We start from the raw sequence: 18,626 nt of genomic DNA on the forward strand, positions 1-18,626 counted from the left end.
ACCAGTCTAAAGAATTTATATTCACAAATAAAGCATTATTATTCTCATTTCATGAATAAATTTTGACATCGATAGGTAACAATATACCAGATACAAAAAAGGCTCGCATAAGCGAGCCTTTTTAAGAGATTAAAACTGATTACCAGCCTGTTTTCTCTTTAAGTGCATTACCTATATCAGCTAATGAACGTACAGTTTTTACGCCCGCAGCTTCTAATGCAGCAAATTTCTCATCAGCAGTACCTTTACCGCCTGCGATGATTGCACCAGCGTGACCCATACGTTTACCTGGAGGTGCAGTAACACCCGCAATGTAAGAAACAACAGGTTTAGTCACGTTGTGCTTGATATACTCAGCAGCTTCTTCTTCTGCAGTACCACCGATTTCACCGATCATAACGATTGCTTCAGTTTGCTCGTCTTTTTCGAACATTTCTAAAACGTCGATGAAGTTAGTGCCTGGGATTGGGTCACCACCGATACCAACACATGTTGATTGGCCGAAACCAGCATCAGTCGTTTGTTTAACCGCTTCGTAAGTAAGTGTACCAGAACGTGATACGATACCTACTTTACCAGGCTTGTGGATATGACCAGGCATGATACCAATCTTAGTTTCACCCGGAGTGATAACACCAGGGCAGTTAGGACCGATCATACGAACACCAGTTTGGTCAAGCTTAACTTTAACGTCAACCATGTCTAGTGTTGGGATACCTTCAGTGATACAAACGATAAGCTCGATGCCTGCATCAATAGCTTCTAAGATAGCATCTTTACAGAAAGGAGCTGGTACGTAAATAACAGATGCAGTTGCACCTGTTGCTTCTACAGCGTCACGTACTGTGTTGAATACTGGAAGACCTAGGTGCGTTTGACCGCCTTTACCTGGGCTTACACCACCAACCATTTGTGTACCATACTCAAGCGCTTGCTCTGAGTGGAAAGTACCTTGGCCACCTGTGAAACCTTGACAGATAACTTTTGTATCTTTATTGATTAATACAGACATTATTTGCCCTCCGCAGCAGCAACAACTTTTTCAGCTGCGTCTGTTAGTGACTCAGCAGCGATGATGTTAAGGTCAGAACTTGCAAGAACTTCACGACCTAGTTCAGCGTTAGTACCTTCTAAACGTACTACTACAGGAACATTTACACCTACTTCTTTAACTGCGCCAATGATACCTTCTGCGATCATGTCACAACGTACGATACCACCAAAGATGTTAACTAAAACAGCTTTAACGTTGTCGTCAGATAGGATGATCTTGAATGCTTCAGATACACGCTCTTTAGTCGCACCGCCACCAACATCTAGGAAGTTAGCTGGCTTACCACCGTGTAGGTTTACGATGTCCATTGTACCCATTGCTAGGCCTGCACCGTTAACCATACAACCAACGTTACCGTCTAGTGCAACGTAGTTAAGCTCGAAGCTAGCAGCGTGAGCTTCACGCGCATCTTCTTGTGAAGGATCGTGCATTTCGCGGATTTTAGGTTGACGGTAAAGCGCGTTACCATCTACACCGATTTTACCGTCTAGACAGTGAAGGTTACCTTCGTCTGTGATTACTAGCGGGTTGATTTCTAAAAGAGCGAAATCGAAATCGTTGAACATGTTAGCAAGACCCATGAAGATCTTAACGAACTGTTTCATTTGAGTTGGGTTTAAACCAAGTTTGAAACCTAATTCACGAGCTTGATAAGCTTGAGGGCCAACTAGTGGATCGATCTCAGCTTTGTGAATTAATTCTGGAGTTTCTTCTGCAACTTGCTCGATTTCCACACCACCTTCAGTAGATGCCATGAAAACAACTTTACGAGAAGCACGATCTACTACAGCGCCAAGGTATAATTCGTTAGCGATGTCAGTGCAGCTTTCTACAAGGATTTTAGCTACTGGCTGACCATTTTCGTCTGTTTGGTAAGTAACTAAGTTTTTACCTAACCAGTTCGCAGCGAACTCTTTCACTTCGTCGATTGTTTTAACTAGCTTAACACCGCCAGCTTTACCACGGCCACCTGCGTGAACCTGTGTTTTAACAACCCACATATCACCGCCAATTTTCTCAGCAGCTGCTGCAGCTTCTTCAGGTGTATCGCAAGCGTAACCGTGAGAAACTGGTAAACCATATTCGGCAAAAAGTTGTTTTGCCTGATACTCATGCAAATTCATGATGCTTTATCCAATTTTTTATACTAAAAGAGCTGAATATTTATGCAAATAAACAGCTATCCCAAATTGCGCACCTAGTATAAATCCCAAGGCTCGACATGAAAACCCCAGTTAGACCAAAGGCGCAAAAAAAAAAGCTGCGAACATGGTCCACAGCTTAGTTTTTATACAACTAGATTAAACATCTAGTAATAATCGAGTTGGATCTTCTAGTAACTCTTTAATTGTCACTAAGAAGCCTACAGATTCTTTACCATCAATTTGGCGGTGATCGTAAGATAACGCTAAATACATCATTGGTAAGATTTCAACTTTACCGTTAACAGCCATAGGACGATCTTGGATTTTGTGCATACCTAAGATTGAAGACTGTGGTAAGTTGATGATTGGTGTAGATAGTAATGAACCGAATACACCACCGTTAGTGATAGTGAAGTTACCACCAGTCATATCATCTAGAGATAATTTACCATCACGACCTTTAAGTGCTAACTCGCGGATGCCCTTCTCAATTTCAGCAACTGATAGCTTGTCACAGTCTTTAAGAACTGGTGTTACAAGACCACGTGGTGTAGAAACCGCGATGCTGATATCGAAGTAGTTGTGATAAACGATATCATCACCATCGATAGATGCATTAACTTCAGGGAAACGCTTAAGTGCTTCTGTTACTGCTTTCACATAGAAAGACATGAAACCTAAACGGATACCATGACGCTTTTCGAATACTTCTTGGTACTGCTTACGAAGGTCCATGATTGGCTTCATATTAACTTCGTTGAACGTCGTTAACATCGCAGTAGAGTTTTTAGCTTCAAGTAGACGATTAGCAATTGTTTTACGTAAACGTGTCATAGGCACACGTTTTTGTGTACGGTCACCCATAGGCGCAGCTGGTGCAGATGCTTCTGCTTTTGGTGCAGCAGCAGGTGCTTTTAAGAATTTATCTACATCTTCTTTAGTTACACGGCCATTTTTACCAGTACCTTTGATTTTAGATGCATCAAGGCCTTTCTCAGCGATTAAACGACGTACTGACGGTGTTAATACGTCAGAGCTGTCACTTGCGTCGCTAGAAGCAGCTGGCGCTTCTTCTTTAGCAGCAGATTTAGCTGGCGCAGCACCGGCTTTAACAGTACCGATTACTTGCTCACCTAGCACAGTTTCACCTTCTGCGTGAATGTGCTCTCCCATGATACCGTCATCTTGAGCAACAACTTCAAGAACAACTTTATCAGTTTCGATGTCAACTAAGTTTTGGTCGCGAGTTACCGCTTCGCCTGGTTGTACATGCCATGTAGCAATTGTCGCGTCTGCGACTGATTCTGGAAGTACAGGTACTTTAATGTCCACTTCTTTACCTTCTGATGCTGGTGCTGATTGCGCCGCAGCCGGCGCGTCTTCTTCTGATTTAGCTGGTGCTGATTCTTTAGCAGTGTCATCACTTGCTGGTGCTGCATCTGCATCACCAAGTAAAGCAATTACTTGCTCGCCAAGAACAGTTGCACCTTCTTCTTGTGAAATTTCAGTAATTACACCGTCATTTGGTGCAACAACTTCTAAAACAACTTTGTCTGTTTCAATATCTACCAAGTTCTGGTCACGGCTTACTTTATCGCCAACACTTACGTGCCAAGTCGCTACGGTAGCATCAGCAACCGACTCAGGAAGTACAGGAACTTTAATTTCTGTGCTCATTGCTTATCCTTTCTTTTCAATAGTAAGCGCATCTGCAACGAGCGCTTGTTGTTCTTTTGTATGCACTGACATGTAACCACATGCAGGCGATGCCGAAGCTTTACGACCAGCGTAAGTCAATTTAGCACCTTGCGGGATTGCATCAACAAAATGGTGTTGTGAACAATACCACGCACCTTGGTTTTGCGGCTCTTCTTGGCACCATACAAAGTCTTTAACATGCTGGTAACGCTGCATGATTGTATCCATCTCATCATGAGGGAATGGATATAGCTGCTCAACGCGAACAATAGCGATGTTATCTAATTCTTGCTTACGACGCTCTTGTAGTAGCTCGTAGTAAACTTTACCACTACAAAATACAACGCGTTCCACTTTATCAGCGGCAATATCATCGATTTCATCGATCATATTGTGGAACACACCTTCAGATAACTCTTCCAGTGTTGATGTTGCCAGCGGGTGACGAAGTAACGACTTAGGTGTCATAACAATCAATGGACGACGAAGTGGGCGTACCGATTGACGACGCAGCATTGCATATACTTGCGCAGGTGTTGAAGGTACACACACTTGCATATTGTGATCAGCACACAATTGCAAGAAACGCTCAAGACGTGCTGAACTGTGCTCAGGACCTTGACCTTCATAACCATGAGGAAGTAAACATGTAAGACCACATAAACGGCCCCACTTTTGCTCACCTGAGCTTAAGAATTGGTCAAATACAACTTGCGCACCATTAGCAAAGTCACCAAACTGTGCTTCCCACATAACAAGTGATGTAGGCTCAGCGGTTGCATAACCGTATTCAAATGCAAGGACTGCTTCTTCAGATAATACAGAATCGTATACTTCAAATGCACCTTGATTCTCACTGATGTTTTGCAGTGGTAAGTAGGTAGATGCATCTTGTTGATTATGAACAACAGCATGACGATGGAAGAACGTACCGCGACCAGAATCTTGGCCTGTTAAGCGAATGTCAGTACCCGCATCAACAAGGGTTGCGTAAGCAAGTGTTTCTGCCATACCCCAATCAAGTGGTTTTTCACCGGCAGCCATTTGTTTACGATCATCGTAGATTTTCTTAACACGTGATTGCGCTTTGTGGCCTTCAGGGTAGCTAGCAACGATATTGCCAAGTTCTTTAAGCTTTTCTACTGAGACTTTTGCGTCATACTCTACATTCCAATCGTGACCAACAAATTTAGCCCAATCAGAAGAGTGTGATGTTTCTGGTTGAATTTCTTCAACAACACAATTACCACCGTCAAGGCCATTACGGTATTCATCAGCAAGTGCTTTTATTTCTTCTTCTGAGAATGAGCCTTCAGACACGAGTTGGTCTGCATAGATAAGACGCGGTACTGGGTGCTTTTTGATTTTTTGGTACATAAGAGGCTGAGTCGCATTTGGCTCATCCGCTTCGTTATGGCCGTGGCGGCGATAACATACTAAATCAATCACTACGTCACGTTTAAATTGATTTCTGAAATCAAGGGCGATTTGTGTAACAAATGCAACTGCTTCAGGATCGTCAGAGTTAACGTGGAAAATTGGTGCCTGAACCATTTTCGCAATATCAGTACAGTATGGTGTAGAACGTACATCCGACTGTTTCGATGTTGTAAAACCAACTTGGTTATTAACAACGATACGGATACTACCACCACAACTAAATGCATTAGTTTGCGATAAGTTAAATGTCTCTTGAACAACACCTTGACCTGCAATCGCAGAATCACCGTGAATAGTAATTGGTAATGCTTTGATACCTGACTTATCACCTAAGCGGTCTAAACGCGCACGAACCGAGCCCATAACTACTGGGTTTACGATTTCAAGGTGAGATGGGTTAAACGCAAGTGCCATATGCACATTGCCACCCTTAGTTGCAAAGTCAGATGAATAACCCATGTGATACTTAACATCACCTGAGCTTAATGTGTCTTTGTGTTTACCAGCGAACTCATCAAATAAATCAGAAGGATTTTTACCTAATACGTTTACTAGTACGTTCAAACGACCGCGGTGAGCCATACCAATAACGGCTTCTTTTTGCCCGCTTTCGCCGGCACGATGAATTAGCTCTTTAAGCATAGGTACTAATGCATCACCACCTTCAAGTGAGAAACGTTTAGCACCAGGGAATTTTGCGCCTAAATACTTTTCAAGACCATCAGCAGCAGTTAAACCTTTAAGGATACGCAGCTTCTCATCTTTTGAAAAAGTAGGACGTGATTGCACTGATTCCAAACGCTGTTGTAACCAACGTTTTTCTTCAGTTGAAGTGATGTGCATGTACTCAGCACCAACTGACCCACAATAGGTCGTTTTTAGTGCTTGGTATAACTCACCAAGAGGCATGGTTTCGCGACCTACGGCAAACGAACCCACATTGAATTCACGGTCAAAATCAGCTTCTGATAATTCGTGATATTCCAATTCAAGATCACGAACACGTTCGCGTTGCCAAATACCTAATGGATCTAGGTTGGCATTTTGGTGACCACGGAAACGGAAAGCATTAATAAGTTGCAGCACTTTGACCTGTTTAGGATCGCCAGAGCCACCCTCTGCTACCACTACTTCTCTATGCTTGTTTTTAGCAAGCTCCGCAAATTGTGCACGAACTTCTGAATGTTTAACGTCAACATCCACACCATCAACTTTTGGTAATTGTTCGAACACTTCTCGCCATTCTTCTGGCACAGAAGTCGCATCATCTAAGTACGCTTCATAAAGCTCTTCTACGTAAGCAACGTTACCGCCGTTTAAGTGAGAAGATTCTAGCCATGCCTTCATCACACCTTCGTGCATTTATAAGCCCTTTTCTTTAGCGCAGAAATTAATTGTTATAAAAACAAGGTGGTTAATAAATTAACCACCTTACATATTCAATATCCTTAAACCGAGCGGTTTAAAAGCATTGATTTGATTTGTCCAATCGCTTTGGTCGGATTAAGACCTTTTGGACACACGCTAACACAGTTCATGATACTGTGACAACGGAACACGCTGAACGCATCGTCAAGGTCTGCTAAACGCTCTTCAGTTGCTGTATCGCGGCTATCTGCCAAGAAACGATACGCATGAAGAAGGCCTGCAGGACCAATGAACTTGTCTGGATTCCACCAGAACGAAGGACACGATGTTGAACAACATGCACATAAAATACACTCATACAAGCCATCTAACTTATCACGCTCTTCAATTGATTGAAGACGCTCACCCGCCGCAGGCGTGTCATTAATTAGATAAGGTTTTACCTTTTCGTATTGAGTGTAGAACTGACTCATGTCAATAACAAGGTCACGTACCACTGGTAAGCCTGGTAAAGGACGAATTACGATTTTACCTTTGCCACCTTTTAGTAGCGTTGATAAAGGTGTAATACACGCTAAACCGTTTTTACCATTCATGTTGATACCGTCTGAACCACACACACCTTCACGGCATGAACGACGGAATGATAATGTTGGATCTTGCTCTTTTAATTGCATAAGCGCATCCAATACCATCATATCTTGGCCTTCTTGCGTTTCTAACGAGAAGTCCTGCATACGTGGTGCATTATCAACATCTGGATTGTAACGATAAACCGAAAATTGTACTTGTGCCATCGTCTCGCTCCTAGTATGTACGTGCTTTAGGTGGGAAAGCTTCACGCAGTTTCGGCGCGTAGTTTACATCACGTTTGCTCATTTCTTCGCTCTTAGGATCGTAGATTGAGTGACATAACCAGTTTTCGTCATCGCGATCTGGGTAGTCAAAACGAGAGTGTGCACCACGGCTTTCTGTACGGAAGTTTGCAGCTACTGCAGTTGAGTAAGCTGTTTCCATCAAGTTATCTAGCTCTAAACATTCGATACGTGCAGTATTGAACTCTGTTGACTTGTCGTCAAGACGCGCATACTGAAGACGTTCACGAATTTCTTTAAGCTCTTTAAGACCTGTTGCCATTGCATCACCTTCACGGAATACCGAGAAGTTAAGTTGCATACACATTTGTAGATCTTTCTTGATTTGTACTGGGTCTTCACCTTGGCCAGCTTTAGAATTTTCCCAACGGTTAAAGCGTGCAAGTGATGCTTCAAGGTCTGATTCAGACGCATCTTTACCTGCTTCAACACCGTTAAGGTACTTACCTAAGAAGTTACCAGCAGCGCGGCCGAATACAACTAAGTCAAGTAGCGAGTTACCACCGAGGCGGTTAGCACCGTGTACAGATACACATGCAATCTCACCAACAGCGAATAAACCTTCAACTACTTTCTCTTGGCCGTTTGCATCAATTTGTAATGCTTGACCATTTACGTTAGTTGGAACACCACCCATCATGTAGTGACATGTTGGGATAACTGGAATTGGTTCTTTAGCTGGATCAACGTGTGCGAATGTTTTCGCAAGGTCACATACGCCCGGAAGACGTAAGTTAAGTGTTTCTTCACCTAAGTGGTCAAGCTTAAGCTTGATATGTGGACCGTAAGGACCCTCACAACCACGACCTTCACGGATCTCAGTCATCATTGAACGCGCAACAACGTCACGAGACGCTAAGTCTTTCGCATTTGGCGCGTAACGTTCCATGAAGCGTTCGCCGTCTTTATTTAGAAGGTAACCACCTTCACCACGACAACCTTCAGTTACAAGTACACCAGCACCGGCGATACCTGTTGGGTGGAACTGCCACATTTCCATATCTTGCATTGCAACGCCAGCACGTGTAGCCATACCAACACCGTCACCAGTATTGATGTGAGCATTCGTTGTCGATGCGTAGATACGGCCTGCACCACCTGTTGCTAATACAACAGCTTTAGATTTGAAGTAAACAACTTCGCCAGACTCGATGTCGATTGCTGTACAACCAACAACGTGACCGTCGCTGTTTTTAACTAAATCTAGTGCATACCACTCAGAGAATACGTTTGTTTTGTTTTTAACGTTTTGTTGGTAAAGACAGTGTAATAACGCGTGACCAGTACGGTCAGCTGCTGCTGCAGTACGTGCAGCCTGTTCACCACCAAAGTTTTTCGACTGACCGCCGAAAGGACGTTGGTAAACACGGCCATTTTCAAAACGAGAAAATGGTAAGCCCATGTTTTCTAATTCAGTAATAGCTTCTGGGCCTGTTTTACACATATATTCGATAGCGTCTTGGTCACCGATAAAATCGGAACCTTTAACCGTATCGTACATGTGCCATTCCCAGTTATCTTCATGCGAGTTACCCAAAGCTACCGTAATACCACCCTGTGCAGACACAGTGTGAGAACGTGTAGGGAAAACTTTTGAGATAAGTGCACAGGTTTTGCCTGATTCAGTGATAGCAAGAGCTGCGCGCATACCCGCACCACCTGCACCAATCACTACAGCGTCAAATTCACGAACAGAATAATTCACTTAAACACCCCATAAAACGATTAGACCAATTGCTACGTAAGCAACAGCCATAAGGTTTAATACAAAGCCTAAAACAGCACGTAATTTAGCGCATTTAACATAGTCAGTAAGAACTTGCCAAAGGCCGATACGGGTGTGAACCATAATGCAAACTAGGGTAATTAGCGTAAACCCTTTCATTGCTAGGTTTGAAAAAAGGCCTTGCCAGGCTTCGAAAGTGACTTCAGGCGTGCATAAGAAATAGCCGATAATAAAAATCGCGTAAGCGCTGATTATTAAGGCTGTCGCACGAAGCGATACGTAATCTTGTACACCATCACGTTTAAGAGTTGCTTGATTTAAAACCATATCCACACTCCTGCTAGAATTGCAGCTACAACGCCTAAAGCTAATGCAACTTTAGCGCTGAAGTTTCCTGACTCAAGTTCTTCCCAGTGACCCATATCCATAATGATATGACGGATACCACCGATTAAGTGATACGCCAATACAGAAATAGTGCCCCATGCTATGAATTTGGCAATGAATCCGCTGAACAGACCCTTGACGAATTCAAAACCTTCTGCAGAAGAAAGAGACTCAGACCACGCCCAAATGACAAACGTTAAAGCAAAAAATAATGCAACACCGGTGACGCGGTGAAAAATTGATGCTTTAGCCGTTGCCGGCATAGATATAGTTGTTAGATCTAGATTTACAGGTCTTTGCTTTTTCACAGTTACTTGCCCATCTTGCCCACATAGGGGCTCATCTACTTGTTTTTCTAAAACCCATCAAAATGAATTTCGATGGAACTATCTAAGTAAACCGTGTTGATACACAAAAAGTTCACACTTATGCAAAACTCAAATGTAAAAATAAAGTTTACCTACAGACAATACGGTATAAAACCTTGGATAGTATATATAGCCAGAGGTCTTTTTACAATTCTTGTTTAGTAAGAGTCGTTTGCGAATTAGCCAATGGTATAATATTTAATCCTGACAGAATATTTATTATCCATTTGTGCATAATGTTTATAAAAATTGACTTTAACCCCCTCTTTCACGTTAAAATGAAAAGAATGTGCTTAAACAGATTCAGAACATAACAATCAGAGTTGTTATCTTAATAGGAGATAAATAGATGGCGGATAAGAAAGCCACGGTCCATATTGATGGTCTTGATCCAATCGAACTTCCAATTTACCAAGGCACTGCTGGCCAAGACGTAATCGACGTACGTACGCTAGGTTCTCACGGTCACTTTACTTACGACCCAGGTTTCATGTCGACCGGTTCTTGTGAATCTTCAATCACTTACATCGATGGCGGTAAAGGTGTTTTATTACACCGCGGCTACCCAATCGAACAACTTGCTGACGAGTCTAACTACGTTGAGCTTTGCTACTTACTATTAAACGGTGAGTTACCAACGAAAGAACAGTACGAAGCATTTGCGCAAGAAATCACGCACAACACAATGCTAGATACTAAGATTGCTAACTTCTTCCAAGGCTTCCGCTTTGATGCTCACCCAATGGCGATGCTATGTGGTGTTGTAGGTGCGCTTTCATCGTTCTACCATGAAGACTTAGACATCACTGATGCAACACAGCGTAAAACAAGTGCTATCAAACTAGTTGCTAAGCTACCGACAATCGCAGCAATGGCTTACAAATACAATGTAGGTCAGCCATTTGTTTACCCACGTAACGATTTAAGCTTTGCTGAAAACTTCTTACACATGATGTTCTCAGTACCAGCTGAAGAGTACAAAGTTAATCCAGTGCTTGCTAAAGCAATGGATAAAATCTTCATGCTTCACGCTGACCACGAGCAAAACGCATCAACGTCAACAGTACGTTTAGCAGGTTCTTCAGGTGCAAACCCTTACGCGTGTATCGCTGCGGGTATCGCATCTTTATGGGGCCCTGCGCACGGTGGTGCTAACGAAGCATGTCTTAACATGTTAGAAGAAATTGGCTCTGTTGACCGTATCGACGAGTATGTTGCTAAAGCTAAAGATAAGTCAGATCCTTTCCGTCTTATGGGCTTTGGTCACCGCGTATACAAAAACTTCGATCCACGCGCAACAGTAATGCGTCAAACGTGTCACGAAGTACTTGCTGAGCTAAACATTCAAGATCCACTTCTTGATATCGCAATGAAGCTTGAGCAAATTGCGCTAGAAGACCCATACTTTGTTGAGAAGAAACTTTACCCTAACGTAGATTTCTACTCAGGTATCATCTTAAAAGCAATCGGTATTCCAACAAGCATGTTCACTGTAATCTTTGCAATGTCACGTACTGTTGGTTGGATCTCTCACTGGGATGAGATGCTTTCTCAACCTGGTCACAAGATCAGCCGCCCTCGCCAGCTTTATACTGGTGAAACAAAGCGCGACTACGTATCAACGGACAAGCGTTAATTTTTGCTTAAATGCTTAAAAAAGGCCGCACAGCGGCCTTTTTTATTGCCCTAGACTTGTCTATTTATACAAAATAATTAAAATCGTCGCATTCACGCTGTAAAAGGGCTTCCATGTTTGATATTGCAAAAATACGTGCTGACTTTCCTCTGCTTAAGCAACAAATTAATGGGCAGCCATTAGTCTACTTAGATTCAGCAGCCACATCACACAAGCCTCAAACGGTCATTGATGCACTCTCGCATTTTTACAGTGCGGAAAACGCTAATGTACACCGTGGTCGTCATACTCTTAGTGACAACGCAACTCGTAAGTATGAACAAGCCCGTACAAGCCTTGCCGACTATTTTCAGGTAGAAAGTAATGAGCTAGTCTGGACGAAAGGGGCGACTGAGTCGATTAATTTAATTGCGAACGGCTTAACATCTAAACTGAAAACGGGTGATAAAGTCGCTATTTCATCTATTGAACATCATGCGAATATTGTGCCTTGGCAACAACTTGTGAAGCGCATTGGCGCTGAATTAATTGTTTTACCAATTACGAGTGATTTGGTCATTGACGCTCTACATTGCGCAGAGTTTATCGAACAACATAAGCCCAAAGTCGTTGCTATCACACATGCATCAAACACGCTGGGGAATATCACAGACTTAGCCCCTATCATCAAAGCATGTAAAAATATTAATGCTATTTCAGTCATCGATGGTGCACAGGCTGCAATGCACTTACGCCCCAACTTACGAGAAATTGATTGTGATTTTTATGTGTTTTCCGCACATAAAATGCTTGGCCCAACAGGCTTAGGTGGCTTATACGGCCGCTTTGAATTGTTAAATTCACTTGATGCTTACCAAACAGGTGGCGAAATGATTGAAACAGTGAGCTTAACACAAAGTACTTTTCGAGAGGCACCAGGAAAATTTGAAGCAGGAACCCCAAATATTGCGGGTGTCATAGCCTTTAATGAGGCAATTGAATATTTAACTTCGTTAAATTTTCAGCAGATGCGTCAACATGAGCATACAGTTTTCAGTTATGCGATAAAACAATTATCAGCAATTGATGGTATTACCATTTACTCTCAACATCACAATAACATTGGTAACATCAGCTTTAATTACAAAAATGAGCACCCTTTCGATTTAGCGACTTTGTTAGATGGTTTTGGTGTTGCTGTACGAAGTGGTCATCACTGTACCCAACCGATTATGAGCCAATTATCAATTTCGGGGACTGTTAGAGCCAGCTTCGCTTTATACAATACTAAAGAGGACGTTGATGCACTTGTCACCGCCCTTAAAAATAGTATTGAATTATTAGATTAAACTTGGATAAAACATGAATTCACCTTTTCAAGCCGTAACAAAAGACATTGAAAATGCAGCAGGCTGGCAACAAAAGTACCGCCAAATAATGCTATTAGGTAAACAGCTACCCGTTATGCCTGAAGCGCTAAAGGTAGATGATGCGTTAGTTAAAGGCTGTGAAAGTAAAGTTTGGTTATATATTGAGTTTGATCACACGGAGAATAGCCTAGTGTTGGCTGGAGATTCCGATACTCGAATTGTTAAAGGGTTACTGGCATTAATTTTAGCCTTATACAATGGTCTAACACCACAGCAAGCAACTCAAATAAATGCGTATGATGAATTTGAACGACTTGGTCTAATTAGCCATTTAAGCCCTTCTCGTGGTAATGGCATAAAAGCCATGGTCGATAAAATTCAAACCATGGCCGAGCAAAAGCGATAAAAAACGTTACTTTAAACTACGCTGTTTTTTATCTAAGTACTTTCTAATCGCTTTGGCTGCAATAAAAAAGCCAAAGCTGCCTGTAACCATGGTTGCAGACCCAAAACCGTTGTTACAGTCCATATTCATTGAACCATCTGCACCTTGTTTTGCTTGGCAAACGTCACCTTCTGAGGTTGGATAGACAAGTTGCTCGGTCGAATAAACGCAATCGACATTAAACTTACGCTTAGGATTGCTACTAAAGTTGTACTGTTTTCGTAAGATATAACGGACTTTTGCAAGAAGTGGATCATGCGTTGTCTTAGCAACATCACCAAAACTGATTTGACTTGGATCGGTTTGTCCACCGGCACCACCGGTTGTGATAACGGGTAATTTTATACGTTTACAATGGGCAATTAGCGCCGCTTTTTCTTTTACGGCATCAATACAATCAATCACATAATCAAAACCTTGAATATGCTCACGAATATTATCTAGCGTTATAAAGTCATCAATAACATTAATTTTAATATCTGGGTTAATCAACTCACAACGTGTTTTCATTGCTTCGACTTTTGCTTCACCTACGGTGCCAGTCAAAGCGTGTATTTGACGATTAACATTGGTTGCGCATATATCATCTAGGTCTATCAATGTCAGTTGACCAACCCCCGTACGTGCTAACGCCTCAGCAGCCCAACTGCCTACGCCACCAATACCTATGACACAAAAATGTGCTTGTTGCAGCCAATCAAATTGTTGATGACCATATAAACGCTTAATACCGCCAAAGCGAATGTCTTGTGTTGTTTCTTTCATTTACCAATCCAACGTCCAAGGAGTCTGCCACTCTTTGAATTCGTCTGCGTTAAAAACTTCATTGAGATATGCGCCTGTTGTATGCGCATACCGATATTCTTTAAGCTGCCCTTTATAGCTAAACTGCAATGCATAGGCATGCAAATTAGTTCGCTCATCCAAGCTCCCTGCATAAGTGGCATCACCGAGTATAGGGGCACCAATACTTTTCATTGCCACTCTTAATTGATGTGTCTTACCAGAAAATGGTTTTAATAAATATGCACGCAAGCTTGGGCGAATACTTTTAGAGTAAAAGCGAGTAACCGCTGGGTTTTCTTGGCTTTTTAGTAACTTAAATGACCCTCGGCGACTTTTTTGCATATCGCCTTTAATCCAGCCTTGCTTTTTTTTAGGCTTAGTATCGCTAACGGCTATATAAAACTTATTAACCAGATGCGCTGTGAAAAGCGTTGTAAACTCCGCTGCGGCCTGTTTGTTTCTAGCTAAAATAATTAACCCTGAAGTCACTTTATCGAGGCGATGAACAGGAAATAACTTTTCGTTCACTAGTTGCTCCGCAAGCACGACAAAGCCAGCACATTCTTCACTGTGAAAGCTAACACCTGCTGGTTTGTAAAAAACAAAAAAGTCATCTTCACGTGCATGAAGATGAACCCTATTCATTTCAGTCATTGTTACTAGTTGCTCAAAGCGGCTATGACACGTTTGAGATCTTCAGGTGTATCCACACCGGCTTGAGGCTCACACACAGCTCCTGCAATTTTAATTTTATAACCATGGTATAAAACACGTAATTGCTCAAGTGACTCAAGCTGTTCTAGACGCGACTCAGGTAGCGCAATATATTGTTGAATAAAGCCTGCGCGATAAGCGTAAATACCAATATGACGCGCATAGTCAGCAAGATTTAGTTTACTATTATCATCGTTCATCATTACTTCACGATGGTAAGGAATGGGTGAACGCGAAAAATACAGGGCATTTTTTTCTGTATCACTGACAACTTTGACACAATTAGGATTGAAAATGTCATCTATGTCATTAATGTTTGCACTTAACGTTGCCATGGGTGCATCTGACTCTGCCAGTAATTTTGCAACTTGACTTACGTTTTCACTGGCAAGTAATGGCTCATCACCTTGTACATTAACAACAATAGTGTCACTTGTAAGATTGAGCTTTTCAACAACTTCGGCAAGACGTTCTGTACCAGATTGATGATCTTCTCGTGTCATTAATACGTTATCTGTAAAGCCCTTTACAACATCAAACACGGCTTGATGATCGGTAGCAATATACACCGCACTGGCACCCGATGCAGCCGCTTTTTCATAAACATGCTGGATCATCGGTTTACCACATATATCCGCTAAAGGTTTACCAGGTAAACGGCTAGAAGCGTAACGTGCAGGGATGACTACTACGAATTCCACTTATCAACCTCTTCTTGGCTTAGTTCACGCGCTTCGTTTTCAAGAAGTACTGGAATATCATCTTTAATCGGATAAGCTAATTTCGCAGCTGTACTAATAAGCTCTTGATTTTCTTTATCAAGGCGCAACTTACCCTTACACACTGGGCAAGCAATAATTTCAAGTAATTTTGTATCAAAGGCCATGGAGGATCCCTTTTTGTTTTAATAATGAATTTAATTTTTCAATAACAGCGGCTGTTGGCCTAGCGTCTACGGGTAAATAATACCAATTTGACTTAGCAAAACTAAAGCATTTTACGGCGTCTTTTTCAGTCATAAACACGGGCTCATTTCCAAATGCTAAAAAGTCAGTTGCTTGATAATTATAATGGTCCCGAAAATGATGTGTCGATAATAAATTTATACCTTGTTTTTCAAGGCTCAACTCAAAGCGTACCGGATTGCCAATGGCGCTAATAGCGTGTCCGTTTGTTGGCGTTTCTGTAACTTGTTCAGACGACGATACTAATCTAAATTGACTTGCATTCAAATCATAACGGTATGCTGTTTCGCCACCATTTTCGACAACTAAATCAACTGACTTTAAGCGTGCTTTCGCTTCTCGAAGTGGGCCTGCCGGCATTAAAAGTCCATTACCAAATTGACGTTCACTATCTACAATACAGCACTCTATATCACGCGCCATTTTATAATGTTGCATACCGTCATCTGAAATAATGATATCGATGTCGTGGTTTTGTAACTGCTCGATACTTGCTTGGCGATCGGGGCCAACCATCACAACACAGCCTAAACGACGTTTAATAAGAACCGGCTCATCACCCGCTTCACTTGTGGCTGTATCATCAGTGACTAAAAGCGGATAACTTGCTGACTTACCACCATAACCGCGACTGATCACTGCGACCTTCAGTCCCTGTTGTTGCAAATACTGCGCTAACCAAATAACAAACGGCGTTTTACCATTCCCCCCCACACTAATGTTACCAACAACAATTACTGGCACATGGGCTTTAAACGCTTTGAGTATATTAATTTTATAAAGGTATTTTCGCAGCGTTGAAATCAACCAAAAAATAACACTTAGCGGCAAGAGTAAAACAGTTAATAGGCTTGGTTTTTTATACCAGCTTTTTTCAATGACACTCACTACTGCTCACCAAATTGCATTTTACATAAGGCCGAATAAGTACCGTCTTTACTTAAAAGCTCAGAATGCGTGCCTTTTTCGATAACCTGACCATGATCAATTACATAAATACAATCACTGTTTTCTATAGTCGATAAGCGGTGTGCAATCACTATCGATGTTTTCTGCTTCATCAAAGTATCAAGTGCTTGTTGAATTAGTTTTTCGGATTCAGTATCCAGTGCAGATGTAGCCTCATCTAGAATGAGAATAGGCGCATCTTTTAAGATAGCACGCGCGATGGCAATGCGTTGACGCTGACCCCCTGATAGCATCACACCGTTCTCGCCAACCATGGTATTTAAACCTTCTGGTAAATCCTTAACGAACTCCCAAACATGCGCTTGTTTAGCAACGGCCATTAATTCATCATCTGATAAAACACGATCTAAACCATAGCAAATATTATTAGCAATTGTGTCATTGAACAGAACAACCTGTTGCGACACTAAAGCAAACTGTTTGCGCAAATCAGTTAGTTTATAATCAGACAATGGCACCCCATCTAATAATATTTTACTCTCTCCTTCGAGCTCATAATAACGGGGTAAAAGGTTCGAAATTGTTGACTTTCCTGAGCCAGAGCGCCCTACTAATGCAATGCTTTCTCCTGCTTTAATTTCAAGTGATAAGTTTTTTAAAACAGGTTCATCTTTTGTAGGATAACGAAAGGTTACGTTTTGAACGTCAATGTGCCCTGTCACTTTATCGGCTTTATGCGTTCCTGTGTCTTTTTCTACTTCTTCATCAAGTACTAAAAAGATACTTTGCGCGGCAGAAATACCACGTTGCAAGTCACTGTTGACATTAGACAACTGCTTTAATGGGCGTAGTAGCATCATCATTGATGAAATTAGTAATACGAAATCACCTGAGCTAATGGTGTCAATCATCGAAGGCATAGACACAACCCATAAAATCACTGCCATCGCGCTCGCAGCGAGGATCTGAATAACAGAAACACTGAGCGCTTTAGTGGCATCCATTTTTATGCGCTGCTGACGGTTATGGTTATTGATTGCCGAGAATTGAGAAATTTCTTGTTTTTGACCACCAAAACCATGGATCACTTTGTGACCCGATAGCATTTGCTCTGAGCTACGTGTAACTTGCCCCATAGCTGATTGAATTTTTTTTGAAATTTTGCGAAAACGTTTTGATACGAACGCAACAATCACTGCAACTAAGGGGATAATAACTAAGAATATTAGCGATAATTTCCAGCTGGTATAAAACATGTTGAATAGTAAAAAGACCACGAAGGCGCCTTCCCTAACAACAATAAGCAATGCTTTTGTAATTGCCTGTTGAACTTGCTCAGTATCAAAGGTGATTTTTGAAATTAGATCACCGTTTGAGTTTTTATCATGAAAAGAAACAGGCAGATGTAAGATATGCTCAAACAATTGCTGACGTAAGCTTCTAACAACTTGTGAGCCTACATAGCTTAAGCAATACGATGACATATAATTAAACATGCCACGACCTAACACCAATGCAATAACCACGAATGGTGCATAAGTTAGAACTTGCGTGTTACGGGCATTCAAACCTTCATCAATAAATGGTTTCATCAAATTGATAAACAATGCATCCATTGCTGAGTAACCAATCATGCCGACAATAGCAAAAAATGCAATAAGCTTATAATCACTCACATAACTAATTAAGCGCTTATAAATTTGGGATGTAGTTTGATCCATAACACTCTCTTATTCATAGACTTCGACTATTGTAGCCTTA

The 18,626-nt window shown here is 41.7% G+C and carries 17 protein-coding genes; 3 read left to right on the top strand and 14 right to left on the bottom strand.

Annotated elements, in window-relative coordinates:
• Window positions 1-139 precede the first annotated feature (139 nt).
• The 8 genes from sucD to sdhC all read right to left on the bottom strand — a co-directional run bounded on the left by sucD (window position 140) and on the right by sdhC (window position 10,001).
• On the bottom strand, window positions 140-1,012 hold the full coding sequence (gene sucD / locus NYF15_RS16175; RefSeq protein WP_062569011.1) for a succinate--CoA ligase subunit alpha: 873 nt from the start codon (window positions 1,010-1,012) through the stop codon (window positions 140-142).
• Window positions 1,012-2,178, bottom strand: coding sequence for an ADP-forming succinate--CoA ligase subunit beta (gene sucC / locus NYF15_RS16180; RefSeq protein WP_062569010.1), 1,167 nt, complete (start codon window positions 2,176-2,178; stop codon window positions 1,012-1,014). Before sucC ends, sucD begins: the two co-directional genes overlap by 1 nt.
• A 177-nt stretch (window positions 2,179-2,355) precedes the next feature.
• Window positions 2,356-3,876 (bottom strand): 2-oxoglutarate dehydrogenase complex dihydrolipoyllysine-residue succinyltransferase, encoded by a 1,521-nt coding sequence (gene odhB / locus NYF15_RS16185; RefSeq protein WP_371354114.1) that lies wholly within the window; start codon window positions 3,874-3,876, stop codon window positions 2,356-2,358.
• Between the two features lie 3 nt (window positions 3,877-3,879).
• Window positions 3,880-6,699: a 2-oxoglutarate dehydrogenase E1 component gene (locus NYF15_RS16190; RefSeq protein WP_130149800.1), complete on the bottom strand. Its 2,820-nt coding sequence runs from the start codon at window positions 6,697-6,699 to the stop codon at window positions 3,880-3,882.
• Between the two features lie 86 nt (window positions 6,700-6,785).
• Window positions 6,786-7,502, bottom strand: a complete 717-nt coding sequence (locus NYF15_RS16195) for a succinate dehydrogenase iron-sulfur subunit (protein ID WP_062569007.1) — start codon at window positions 7,500-7,502, stop codon at window positions 6,786-6,788.
• Between the two features lie 10 nt (window positions 7,503-7,512).
• Window positions 7,513-9,285: a succinate dehydrogenase flavoprotein subunit gene (gene sdhA, locus NYF15_RS16200; protein ID WP_130149799.1), complete on the bottom strand. Its 1,773-nt coding sequence runs from the start codon at window positions 9,283-9,285 to the stop codon at window positions 7,513-7,515.
• Window positions 9,286-9,633: a succinate dehydrogenase, hydrophobic membrane anchor protein gene (gene sdhD, locus NYF15_RS16205; protein ID WP_062569005.1), complete on the bottom strand. Its 348-nt coding sequence runs from the start codon at window positions 9,631-9,633 to the stop codon at window positions 9,286-9,288. It lies immediately after the preceding gene.
• Entirely contained in the window at window positions 9,624-10,001 is a 378-nt protein-coding gene (gene sdhC, locus NYF15_RS16210) for a succinate dehydrogenase, cytochrome b556 subunit (protein ID WP_082401567.1), read from the bottom strand. Before sdhC ends, sdhD begins: the two co-directional genes overlap by 10 nt.
• Window positions 10,002-10,410: 409 nt before the next feature.
• On the opposite strand from sdhC, the gene NYF15_RS16215 reads away from it, so the two are divergent.
• From NYF15_RS16215 to NYF15_RS16225, 3 genes are all read left to right on the top strand, one after another.
• Window positions 10,411-11,697 carry a citrate synthase gene (locus NYF15_RS16215; RefSeq protein ID WP_062569004.1) on the top strand — a complete coding sequence of 429 codons (1,287 nt, stop codon included), beginning with the start codon at window positions 10,411-10,413 and terminating at the stop codon, window positions 11,695-11,697.
• A 113-nt stretch (window positions 11,698-11,810) separates the two neighbouring features.
• Complete coding sequence (locus NYF15_RS16220) at window positions 11,811-13,025, top strand: aminotransferase class V-fold PLP-dependent enzyme (protein WP_371354115.1); 1,215 nt, start codon at window positions 11,811-11,813, stop codon at window positions 13,023-13,025.
• A 13-nt stretch (window positions 13,026-13,038) separates the two neighbouring features.
• The gene (locus NYF15_RS16225) at window positions 13,039-13,452 is read left to right on the top strand and encodes a SufE family protein (protein WP_130149797.1); all 414 of its coding nucleotides are present in this window, start codon (window positions 13,039-13,041) and stop codon (window positions 13,450-13,452) included.
• Window positions 13,453-13,458: 6 nt separating this feature from the next.
• Here the strand turns inward: NYF15_RS16225 and tcdA are convergent, their stop codons facing one another.
• From tcdA to msbA, 6 genes are read right to left on the bottom strand one after another with little or no spacing between them, the layout of a single operon-like run.
• Window positions 13,459-14,256 (bottom strand): tRNA cyclic N6-threonylcarbamoyladenosine(37) synthase TcdA, encoded by a 798-nt coding sequence (tcdA, locus tag NYF15_RS16230; RefSeq protein WP_371354116.1) that lies wholly within the window; start codon window positions 14,254-14,256, stop codon window positions 13,459-13,461.
• Window positions 14,257-14,922: a TIGR01621 family pseudouridine synthase gene (locus NYF15_RS16235; protein ID WP_371354117.1), complete on the bottom strand. Its 666-nt coding sequence runs from the start codon at window positions 14,920-14,922 to the stop codon at window positions 14,257-14,259.
• 14 nt (window positions 14,923-14,936) lie between these two features.
• Entirely contained in the window at window positions 14,937-15,692 is a 756-nt protein-coding gene (kdsB, locus tag NYF15_RS16240) for a 3-deoxy-manno-octulosonate cytidylyltransferase (RefSeq protein ID WP_371354118.1), read from the bottom strand.
• The gene (locus tag NYF15_RS16245; RefSeq protein WP_036968654.1) at window positions 15,680-15,877 is read right to left on the bottom strand and encodes a Trm112 family protein; all 198 of its coding nucleotides are present in this window, start codon (window positions 15,875-15,877) and stop codon (window positions 15,680-15,682) included. Before NYF15_RS16245 ends, kdsB begins: the two co-directional genes overlap by 13 nt.
• Window positions 15,867-16,844 (bottom strand): tetraacyldisaccharide 4'-kinase, encoded by a 978-nt coding sequence (gene lpxK / locus NYF15_RS16250; protein ID WP_237118622.1) that lies wholly within the window; start codon window positions 16,842-16,844, stop codon window positions 15,867-15,869. Before lpxK ends, NYF15_RS16245 begins: the two co-directional genes overlap by 11 nt.
• The gene (gene msbA / locus NYF15_RS16255) at window positions 16,844-18,586 is read right to left on the bottom strand and encodes a lipid A export permease/ATP-binding protein MsbA (protein ID WP_062568997.1); all 1,743 of its coding nucleotides are present in this window, start codon (window positions 18,584-18,586) and stop codon (window positions 16,844-16,846) included. Before msbA ends, lpxK begins: the two co-directional genes overlap by 1 nt.
• Window positions 18,587-18,626: the final 40 nt, after the last annotated feature.

The organism is Pseudoalteromonas sp. 68 DY56-GL68, assembly GCF_041414825.1.
In the GTDB taxonomy this organism is placed as follows: Bacteria; Pseudomonadota; Gammaproteobacteria; order Enterobacterales; family Alteromonadaceae; genus Pseudoalteromonas.